Annotated in this window: 8 protein-coding genes and 1 pseudogene; 1 reads left to right on the top strand and 8 read right to left on the bottom strand. The window is 67.9% G+C overall.

The genetic code is table 11. The annotated features are described in order from the left end of the window. Positions 1 to 70: 70 nt before the first annotated feature. The 3 genes and pseudogenes from AC07OQ_RS23700 to AC07OQ_RS23690 all read right to left on the bottom strand — a co-directional run bounded on the left by AC07OQ_RS23700 (position 71) and on the right by AC07OQ_RS23690 (position 1,998). Positions 71 to 628 carry a hypothetical protein gene (locus AC07OQ_RS23700; protein ID WP_495055608.1) on the bottom strand — a complete coding sequence of 186 codons (558 nt, stop codon included), beginning with the start codon at positions 626 to 628 and terminating at the stop codon, positions 71 to 73. Positions 629 to 757: 129 nt separating this feature from the next. Beyond that, positions 758 to 1,153: pseudogene (locus AC07OQ_RS23695) on the bottom strand (cation diffusion facilitator family transporter); the annotation flags it as partial. A 200-nt stretch (positions 1,154 to 1,353) separates the two neighbouring features. After that, complete coding sequence (locus AC07OQ_RS23690) at positions 1,354 to 1,998, bottom strand: Crp/Fnr family transcriptional regulator (RefSeq protein ID WP_495055607.1); 645 nt, start codon at positions 1,996 to 1,998, stop codon at positions 1,354 to 1,356. 173 nt (positions 1,999 to 2,171) lie between these two features. On the opposite strand from AC07OQ_RS23690, the gene AC07OQ_RS23685 reads away from it, so the two are divergent. Next, the gene (locus AC07OQ_RS23685) at positions 2,172 to 2,786 is read left to right on the top strand and encodes a hypothetical protein (RefSeq protein WP_495055606.1); all 615 of its coding nucleotides are present in this window, start codon (positions 2,172 to 2,174) and stop codon (positions 2,784 to 2,786) included. Positions 2,787 to 3,042: 256 nt separating this feature from the next. Here the strand turns inward: AC07OQ_RS23685 and AC07OQ_RS23680 are convergent, their stop codons facing one another. From AC07OQ_RS23680 to AC07OQ_RS23660, 5 genes are all read right to left on the bottom strand, one after another. Then, on the bottom strand, positions 3,043 to 3,594 hold the full coding sequence (locus tag AC07OQ_RS23680; protein ID WP_495055605.1) for an NADPH-dependent FMN reductase: 552 nt from the start codon (positions 3,592 to 3,594) through the stop codon (positions 3,043 to 3,045). Between the two features lie 67 nt (positions 3,595 to 3,661). After that, positions 3,662 to 4,612: a 2-hydroxyacid dehydrogenase gene (locus AC07OQ_RS23675; RefSeq protein ID WP_495055604.1), complete on the bottom strand. Its 951-nt coding sequence runs from the start codon at positions 4,610 to 4,612 to the stop codon at positions 3,662 to 3,664. After that, positions 4,612 to 5,574, bottom strand: a complete 963-nt coding sequence (locus AC07OQ_RS23670; RefSeq protein WP_495055603.1) for a sugar kinase — start codon at positions 5,572 to 5,574, stop codon at positions 4,612 to 4,614. Before AC07OQ_RS23670 ends, AC07OQ_RS23675 begins: the two co-directional genes overlap by 1 nt. Further along, on the bottom strand, positions 5,571 to 6,332 hold the full coding sequence (locus AC07OQ_RS23665) for a sugar phosphate isomerase/epimerase family protein (RefSeq protein WP_495055602.1): 762 nt from the start codon (positions 6,330 to 6,332) through the stop codon (positions 5,571 to 5,573). Before AC07OQ_RS23665 ends, AC07OQ_RS23670 begins: the two co-directional genes overlap by 4 nt. Further along, entirely contained in the window at positions 6,325 to 7,122 is a 798-nt protein-coding gene (locus AC07OQ_RS23660) for an amino acid ABC transporter ATP-binding protein (RefSeq protein ID WP_495055601.1), read from the bottom strand. The genes AC07OQ_RS23665 and AC07OQ_RS23660 overlap by 8 nt, the downstream gene beginning before the upstream one ends. Between the last annotated feature and the right edge of the window lie 68 nt (positions 7,123 to 7,190).

Raw genomic sequence — 7,190 nt, 5'->3', positions numbered from 1 at the left:
TGAGCCCCAGAGGCACTAACAAGGGTGGGTCAAGATTGGATGGAAACGGTGGGTCAGGATTGCGCGGGAATCAACACTTGAGCCTCTTGATCTCCACCACATAGGTCAATTCTGCGGCCTCGAAGGCAAGGCTGTTGAAGCTCATCGGCTGAACGAACTTTCCCATCATTCCCTTCATGACATTCAGCCGAAGCTCGCAGGCCCGCTCAGCAGCTTTGGAATCGTAGGCAACGACCGGCTCAAGGTTCTCCTTCGTCAAGCACATTAGCTCCGAGTAGGCCCCGACGTCGACTGTCAAATGCTGGATCTGATGGCCGATGGTGTTGCGGTAATCCACGAGATTCTTGATTTCGTCACTTTCGGTCTGGTCAATGACCCCTTCAGCTACGAGCACCGCACGGGCCAGCTCCAGCTTCTTGCCTTCCTTGGTCTTGGGCTTGCTATCGGTCAAACGGTCAACCCCGTTCCCGTGCAGGTAGTCGCTGAACTGGATGGAGTCGATGATGTGCCGCTTCAGGTCCTCCATGTAGAAAAGGACCAGCACGATCTCGAAGGCCCTGAGCTTCAGGACATTGGCTTCAAGTACGGTTGGGGCACGACCTCGAGGCCGGTGTTGGCGATGGGGCATGGAGACGGAATGTTGAATTTGGGCCACAGCCGATGTGGAAATTCGGCCCGTGCTTCATTGGAGATGACGGTGGGTCGTTCGCCCCCTCAACTTTAAAGCTGCATCGGCACAATGTTGAAAGACGGCTCAGATGGCCTCGTCGTAATGGATGGGCGTCGGCGACAGCAGGCGCTGCACCGACTGCCACACCATCAAGCCCGCCACGCCGATCAGCAGCAGCGCGCTGCTGTAGCCGCCGAGGACCTCGATCTTCCAGGTGCCGAACGCGAAGCGCCCGTCCTGCGCCCAGCGCCGCGCGGCGCCATATGCCTGCAGCGCCACGCCCAGCGCCACCGCATGCGAGCTCATGTGCCAGCCGTCCGCCAGCAGCGCCATCGAGTTGAAGACGTAAGCGCCGGCGATCTCCGCGACCATCATCACGACGGTGAGGAGCACGGCCCAGCGCGTGTTGCGGGCGGCCAGCGGGTTGCCCTCGTCGAAGACATGGGGGTGCTGCCATTCGGCGGTGGGAAGCGAGGTCGGCATGGAAGGATCCTAGTTGCGGCCGAATCCGCTGCGCCGCCCGCCGCGTTGCAGCGACCCCATTTACGGGCGGCACGGGCTACCTGGGCAGTGGGCGGCCGCTCTTGGGGCGTTAGCGAGGGGCGATTCGGCCGCAGTCCGGCCAGCCCTCGCGGGGCGCTGCCTGAGCGGCCGTCGGAGAACGGCTGGGACGCGGGCCTTGCCTAGTCGTCGAACGACTTGAGCGCCTCCATGGAGAGGATCTCGACATGCCCGTACCGCACGGCGACGGCACCTTGCGCCGCCATCGCCTTGAGTTCGAGAGCGAGTGTCTGGCGTGAGATGCCCAGCATCATGGCGAGGGTGTCCTGCGAGACCGGAATCTTCGCCCGCTGCTCGGCAGCGAGGCTGACATCGCCGCGCGCAAGGCGCATCAGGCGGCGGGCAATCCTCGTGCGCGTGGAATGCAGCGTCGCGTCTTCGAGCATCTGGTAGAGAAGCCCGATGTGCTGGCACAGCAGTTCCGCGATCGCCTTGGCGAACGCGGCGTTCTGCATGCGCGCGTTGAAGGCCTGCGGCAGCAGCCTCAGGACCTGCGCGGCCTCGACCGCAACGACGTCGTAGGCGCGTGGCCATCCCGTGATGGTGGATACCTGCCCGAACCAATTGCCGGGCTCCAGGATCGCCAGGATGCCTTCCTTGCCGTCGCTGCGGACGTTTGAAACCTTGAGGCGGCCCTCGACGATCCCGTAAAAGCCGTCCACCGGATCGCCGCGCCGGAACAACGATTCGCCGGCGGCGAGATGGCGCGGGGCGCAACCGGCCAGCAGCTCCCGCCGCTCGGTTTCGGGCAGCGACTGGAACCACATGTTTGAGGACATCCTCTCCATCAGAGCGGCGCTAATTTCCATGGCGAGGCAGGTATCACGATTCGTTGAATTGCAAGAAAGCTTACAGACCTTCGGTAGGGCCGCTCCCTAGCATGGGAATCACGCCGCGTCATGGCGGCAAGTCACCCGGTCCAGGAGAAATACATGACCCGTTGGAAGCTTTTTTTGCCTTGTCGGCCCTGGTGGTGCTGGCAGCGGCGGTCGCCTACGCATTGGCACCCGATCCGGTGCAGTCCCTGCAGTACGCCGTGCGGGTGACGGCACGCGCCGCGTTCATCCTGTTCCTGCCCACGTTCACGGCGTCTTCGCTGGCAAAGCTCGCGCCCTCGGACCTGACCCGAGCCTTGGTGCGGGAGCGGCGCTATCTTGGACTGTCGTTCGCCTTTGCCCAACTGGTGCATGCGCTGGCGTTGATCGTCTACGTGAACATGGCGCCCGAGGCGTTCTGGGCCGGGCGCATGCCTGCGACCAACATACCGGGCTCGATCGGCTACATGGCGATCGCGCTGCTGGCGATCACGTCGTTCGATGGCCCCAGGCGCTTTCTGGGCCCGGCCAACTGGAAGAGCTTGCACCGCACCGGCGTGTGGTTCATCGCCGTGGTCTTTGCGGGCTCCTTCCTGACGCGCATCCCGAACCATGCGGGCTACGCGGTGCCCGCCCTCATCATGCTGGCGGCGATGCTGTTGCATGCCGCCACCCGGTTCGCCAGGACTCGCCGATCGGGCGCGGGCGCGTTCGTTTCCGACCAGCTCGGCGCGGGCTGATCCGATGATCCCCGCGTCGGCGCACCGGCGGTCTTCAGTGCCGGGTCGGCGATCAGCGCGGCACTGACCTTGGCACCGATGGCGGCATCGGTGAGCGAGGTACTGACCTTGTCGGCCGCGTCCTGCGAGGCCTGAGCTGGCCGCCACTCCCGTAGGGCCCGAATCCTCGGTGACACGGAGCACCGATGGACAACGACCTTCCTACTTTTCGCTACCGCCCCGACCCGCTGGCCACCGGCGCCATCGAGCAGATGACTCAGGCGAACTTCTTCACCCAGGCCACGTAGCGGTCCATCCAGCCCTGCAGGAACTTGCGGCTGGGGCCCTCGGCGATCTGGCCGTCGGCATCGAAGAGCCCGTCCTTGGCCTGCACGAAGGCCTCGGGGTGGGCCATCGTCGGGGCATCGAGCGCGGCCAGCACATTGCGCAGATGCTGCTGCGCCAGCGCGGTGCCGATCGCACCGGGCGAGGTGCCGATCACGCCGGCCGGCTTGCCCGCCCAGGCGCTCTGGCCATAGGGGCGCGAGGCATGGTCGATCGCGTTCTTCAGCACGCCGGGCATCGAGCGGTTGTACTCCGGCGTCACGAACAGCAGGCCCTGGGCCGCCTTGATCTCGGCCTTCAGGCGCAGCACCTGCTCGGCCTGCTGGGCGTCGTCGTCCTGGTTGTAGAGCGGCAGATCACCGATCTCCAGCTGCGTGAAGGCGAACTCGGCCGGCGCCAGCCGCGCCAGGCCGGTGGCCAGGCGGCGGTTGAAGGACTCGCGGCGCAGACTGCCGACGATGACGGCGATCCGGATTTGGCTCATCGGAAACTCCTTGTGGATGGATGGGTAGGCACTCGGCCACCATCCTGCCACAGCGGCTCAGAGCGACTCAAAGCGGATAGGCCGCCGGCGGCAGCCGGCCGTCCAGGGCCGCCAGCAGGTTGTCCGTCGCCAGCACCGCCATGCGGTAACGCGTCTCGTGCGTGGCCGAGCCGATATGCGGCAGCGGCGTGACCTTGGGGTGGCTGCGCAGCGGCGAGTCCGGCGGCAGCGGCTCGGTGGCGAACACGTCCAGGCCCGCGGCGCGCAGATGGCCGCGGTCCAGCGCCGCCAGCAGCGCGTCTTCCTGCACGATGGCGCCGCGCGCGCCGTTGACGAAGATCGCGCCGGGCTTCATCAGCGCGAACTCGCGCGCGCCCATCAGGCCGCGGGTCGCCTCGCTGAGCGGCAGGGTCAGCGCGACGATGTCGCTGCCGGCCAGCACCTCGTCCAGGCTGCCATGGGCGGCCCTGCCCTCAAGACCTGGCACCTCGACCGGCCGGCGGGCGTAATAACGCACCGGCATGTTGAAGCCCAGGGCCGCGCGGCGCGCGACGGCCTGGCCGATGCGGCCGAAGCCGAGCACGCCCAGGGTCTTGCCGTGCACGTCCCAGCCGAACAGGTCCGGCCCGATGTTCCTGTCCCAGCGCCCCTCGCGCACATGATTGCTCAGTTCGACCAGACGCCGGCTCGTGGCCATGACCAGCGCGAATATGGTGTCGGCCGTGGTCTCGGTCAGCACGCCGGGCGTGTGGCACAGCATGATGCCGCGCGCCTTCAGGCCGGCCAGGTCGTAGTTGTCCACGCCCACCGAGATGCTGGAGATCGCCTTCAGCCTGGGTGCCAGCGCGGCGTCGATCCTGACGCTGGCGCCGATCAGGCCCTCGGCCTCGGCCAGCGCCGCATCGAAGGCGGCGCGCTGTGCCGGCTGGCGCGGGTCGGCCACCGTCACCTCATGCGCGGCCTTGAGGCGCGCCAGCTGGTCGGGCGGCAGTTCGCGAAAGACCAGCACCTTGGCCATCAGAGTCCCGCTTCGTCCAGCTGCGCCCGTGTCGGCAGGCCTTCGGTATCACCCAGCACCTGCACCGCGCGCGCGCCGATCCAGCAGCCGCGCTTCACGGCCTCGGGCACCGAGCGCCCTTCCAGCAGCGCGCTGATCACGCCGGCCGCGAAGCCGTCGCCGGCACCGACCGTGTCGATCACCTGCTCGACCGGGAAGCCGGGCACATGGCCGCAGCCGGCCCCGAGGCTGTCATCGCTGTCGTAATAGGCGCCGTCCGCGCCCAGCTTGACGACCACCAGCCTGGCGCCGCGCTCGCGGTAGAAGCGCGCGACCACCGCGGGCTCGTCGGAACCGGTCAGGACCCGGCCCTCCTCGATGCCGGGCAGCACCCAGTCGGCCTTGGCGGCCAGCGCGTTGACACTCTCGACCATGCGCTCGCGGCTGGGCCACAAGGTGGGCCGCAGATTGGTGTCGAAGGAGATCGTGCGGCCGGCCGCGCGCATCAACGTCATGCTGCGCTCGGCGGCGGCATAGGTGCCGTCGTTCAAGGCCGGGAACACGCCGGTGGCGTGAAGATGACGCGCCGCGGTCAACCAGGGCACGTCGATCTGCTCGGCGCGCAGCTGGCTGGCGGCCGAGCCCTTGCGGTGGTACTCGATCGGCGGGTCGCTGCCGTCGCTGACCTTGCCCTTGAACAGGAAGCCGGTGCGCTGCTCGGGATCGCAAACCACATGCGAGCAGTCGATGCCCTCGGCCCGCAGCGCGCCCAGCAGGAAGCGCGCCATCGAATCGGTGCCCAGGCGCGAGACCCAGGCGACGTTGAAGCCCAGCCGCGCCAGGCCGATCGCGGCATTGGTCTCGGCGCCGGCGGTGCGCTTGATGAAGCGCTCCACCTGCTCCAGCGGGCCGGGCTGCTCGGCCACCAGCATGGTCATCGCCTCGCCGAAGGTGACGATGTCGAGGGTCTTCTTGTCGTTCATCCGATGTCTCGCGTTGCTTGCAGCAGGCTCAGCTCCCGGCGCGTGACGGCCAGCAGATCCTCGCCCTGCAGCGGGTATTCGATGGCCCAGGGCTGCCCGGCCGGCAAGGTGCGCAGCACGGCGCGCCAGGGCGCGGCCGACTCGGCCAGCGGCACGGCCACCCAGCGCTCGGGGCGGCGCAGCACGCCCTTGGCGTGGACATAGCGCACGCGCGCGGCGAAGGCCTCGGCCGCGCGCTGCGGGCATTCGCCCAGCCAATGCCAGTTGCCCATGTCGAACACCATGCCGAGGTCGAGGCCCGCCTCATCCTGTGCGGCGAAGAAGCGCTGCAGCGCCGCCAGCGTGCCGGCCTTCGGGGTCTGGTCGTTCTCGATCACCAGCTCGATGGGGCTGTCGGCCAGGCGGCGGCGCAGCGCGGGCAGGCTGCCCCGCGAGGCGGCGGCATCGAAGCCGCCGATCGACATCTTCAGGCGCTCGGCGCCCAGCAGCTGGGCCACATGCAGGCCGCGCTCCAACGCGGCCGGGTCCAGCGCGCCATCGGCGCCCCACAGCGGCTCGGGGTTGGAATAGACGGCGACAAGGCCGGTGGCCGCCAGCTCGGGCAGCTCGGCCGCCGGGTCGCGCAGCAGCTCGGCGCGCACCTCGACGCCGTCGGCGCCGGCCTCGCGCGCCAGTCGCGTGTAGTGCAGCTGGCCCAGCCTCAGCACCTCGCTGGCGCCGAAGGCGGCCAGGGAGATCAGCAGCGGCGCCTTAGCCATGATGATGAGCCGAACTGAGAATCTGGCCCAGGAACTGGCGCGTCTTCTCATGCTTGGGCGCGGCGAAGAACTCGGCGGGCGGCGCCTGCTCGATGATCTTGCCCTCGGCCATGAAGATCACGCGGTCGGCCACGCTGCGCGCGAAGCCCATCTCGTGGGTCACGCACAGCATGGTCATGCCGTCCTCGGCCAGGCCGATCATCGTGTCCAGCACCTCCTTGACCATCTCGGGGTCCAGCGCCGAGGTGGGCTCGTCGAACAGCATGATCTTGGGCGTCATGCACAGCGCGCGCGCGATCGCGACGCGCTGCTGCTGGCCGCCGCTGAGCTGGCTGGGGTATTTGTGCGCCTGCTCGGGGATGCGCACGCGCGTCAGGTACTTCATCGCACGCTCTTCCGCCTCGGCCTGCGACAGGCCGCGCGAACGCATCGGCGCCAGGGTGCAGTTCTGCAGCACCGTGAGGTGCGGGAACAGATTGAACTGCTGGAACACCATGCCCACTTCCTGGCGCACCGCATCGACCTGCTTGCTGCTCCGCTTGCCATCGGCGGTCAGCTCGATACCGTCCACCTCGATGCGGCCCTGCTGCACGGCCTCCAGGCGGTTGATGCAGCGGATCAGGGTGGACTTGCCCGAGCCCGAGGGGCCGCAGACCACGATGCGCTCGCCCGGGGCCACGTCCAGGTTGATGTCGGTCAGCACCTGGAACTGGCCGTACCACTTGTTGACGCCCGCGATGCGGATGATGGGTTCGGCCTTGCTGCTGCCGTTCATGGTGTTGTCGCTCATCGCTGTGCCGGTTGACTGGCCATCGTTCGCCTCCTGCGCCGCCTTGAGGGGGCGCGAAGCGCGTAGGG

Source organism: Roseateles sp. GW821-FHT09B06, from assembly GCF_059418245.1.
This window is presented reverse-complemented; position numbering and strand designations above follow the sequence as displayed.